This is a genomic window from Fusibacter sp. (genome assembly GCF_057447755.1).
Genome location: NZ_JBVBZF010000442.1, coordinates 1 through 2,325 on the forward strand (window position 1 = coordinate 1; position 2,325 = coordinate 2,325).

2 protein-coding genes are annotated in these 2,325 nt (G+C 39.1%); both read right to left on the reverse strand.

Features of this window, described 5'->3' with window-relative positions:
* The coding region (locus AC220I_RS21410) for a glycoside hydrolase family 3 protein (RefSeq protein ID WP_486725902.1) at positions 1-1,750 on the reverse strand (1,750 nt) is incomplete at its 3' end.
* Between the two features lie 64 nt (positions 1,751-1,814).
* The coding region (locus AC220I_RS21415) for an alpha-amylase family glycosyl hydrolase (protein WP_486725903.1) at positions 1,815-2,325 on the reverse strand (511 nt) is incomplete at its 5' end.

Below are 2,325 nucleotides of genomic sequence, written 5' to 3' on the forward strand. Positions count from 1 at the left end.
ATGGAAATGAAATGGATAATTTACCCGTTGGATTTGTTTCACCAAATAGGATTTCACCTACTACTTTTCCACCAAACATGCCTGAATTAAAGGTTTCTATAAGGGCATCCGCATGTTCTTTTATCCATGGAATTGAAAGTGGCTTGCCATTGACTAGGATGACAATTAGTGGTTTACCTGTGGCCTTAAGATTTTCAAGTAAGGCCTGTTGGCCACCAGATAAATCAAGATTTGCTCTATCCTTAAATTCACCATTTTGTTCTATACAATCACCGACAACTGCTATAATCACATCACTTTCTTGTGCAATTGCAACAGCAGCTTCAATTTGTTGGTCTTCAAGATCCCAGACATGACAACCCCTGTGATGTGTCACCTGGACATCATATTTTTTAGCCACTGCTCTTATACCTTGCACCATGGTATAGTGCTCTTCAATGGGAACTTCATCCTTAGGATATGGATGTGTGAAATAAGTCCAATCACCATATTGTGACTTAATATCATCTGCATTCGGCCCGATTACGGCTAGCTTTTTAACAGCTTTATTCAGTGGTAGAATATTATTTTTATTCTCTAGCATTACCATGGCTTTTCTTGTGAGATCAAGATTTATCTTCTTATGCGCTTGGCATGAAAAAATATGGCTGTTTCGATCAATTTCTTTGTTGACCTTTTCAAACAATCCCATTTTAAACTTGATCAACAAAATTCTTCTAACCGCATCGTCAAGTGCAGCCATACTGACTTTTCCACTTCTTACAAGCGCAATCATCGACTCATAAAAGGCTGGCGTATTCATAATCATGTCATTGCCGGCCAAAAGGGTTTTTGTTGCGGCATGATCAATGTCACTTGCAACATGCTGCTGTGTCACTAAGCTCTCAGTATTATTCCAATCTGTCACAACAAAACCTTCAAATCCAATTTCAGATTTTAGCATCTGCTTGATCAACTTATGGCTTGCAGTAACCGGTTTTCCATCTATAGATTGATAGCCCGTCATAAAGGTAGCACAACCTACTTGTGATGCTTTTTTAAATGGTGGTAGAAAGACCTCTCTTATTTTTCTCATACTGACCTGACTGTCGTATGAATCTCTACCACCAGTGGATTCGCCATAAGCCAAGTAGTGTTTTGCACATGCAAGAATGCTGTCATCTTCGGCTAAGCTTTTACCTTGATAACCCTTGATAATGGCACTACCAAGTTCACCAATTAGATAGGCATCCTCACCAAAGGTTTCATCTACCCTACCCCATCTGAGATCCCTTGCAATGCATAAAACCGGTGAAAAGGTCCAGTGTATGCCATCCGCTGTAACTTCTTTTGCCGTCACTCGGCCCATCTCTTGGATAAGATTTCTATCCCAACTGCATGACACTGCAAGTTGTGATGGAAATATCGTGGCACCATTATGAAGGGCATGGCCATGAATAGCATCAATTCCAAAAATTACAGGTATTCCAAGTCGTGTAGCCTTTGCCATCTGCTGTATTTCATCGATTTCATCTCCTAGAACGTGCAAAAAGGAACCTGCTGTTTTCTCAGTGACCCATCTATTTCGATCTTCATCACTCATTCTGCCATATATCCAACCTACGGCCTTGCCATCTTCAAATTTGGGGTCAGCTTTCATACAAGAAATCTGCATCATTTGTCCGACCTTCTCTTCAAGGGTCATTTGACCAAGTAAAATATCTGTTCTTTTTTCAGGAGATAGACTTGAATTTAAATAGTCTTTGTTCACACGTAATCCTCCCTTCTTTTTATTGTATGAGGCCATTTATACTTCCTCTTAAATCTCTTTATAATTAATTTAATTCCAGAACTAATGTCTCAAAAGGTCTTAGCTTATAACCTTGCGAAAATCCAACACGGCTACCAATAGACCCATCTTCAAAATTACTCATTAGAACTTGTTTCACCATTTTAGGGTATTTGAATACGGTCTCTTGATCTGAAAAATTGGCCAAAACCAGGATTTCAAATTCTTCATTTTTCCTTAAAAATGCCATGACACTATCCTCAGTATCCTCAATGGCTACAAACTCACCCGATACAAGTACATCCGAATACTGAGGATTCTTCCTTAAGGCTATCAGCTTTCTATAGTAATTAAAGATAGAAGACTCGTCATTCAACTGACCAGATACATTAATTTTTTTGTAATTTTGATTGACGATCAGCCATGGCTTTCCTGATGTAAATCCAGCATGATCACTCTCATTCCATTGCATTGGCGTTCTCGAATGGTCTCTACTGAACTTATTGACAAAGCCCAGTGCCTCTTCCTTGGTATAGCCTAATTTTAAAGCTTCGTTA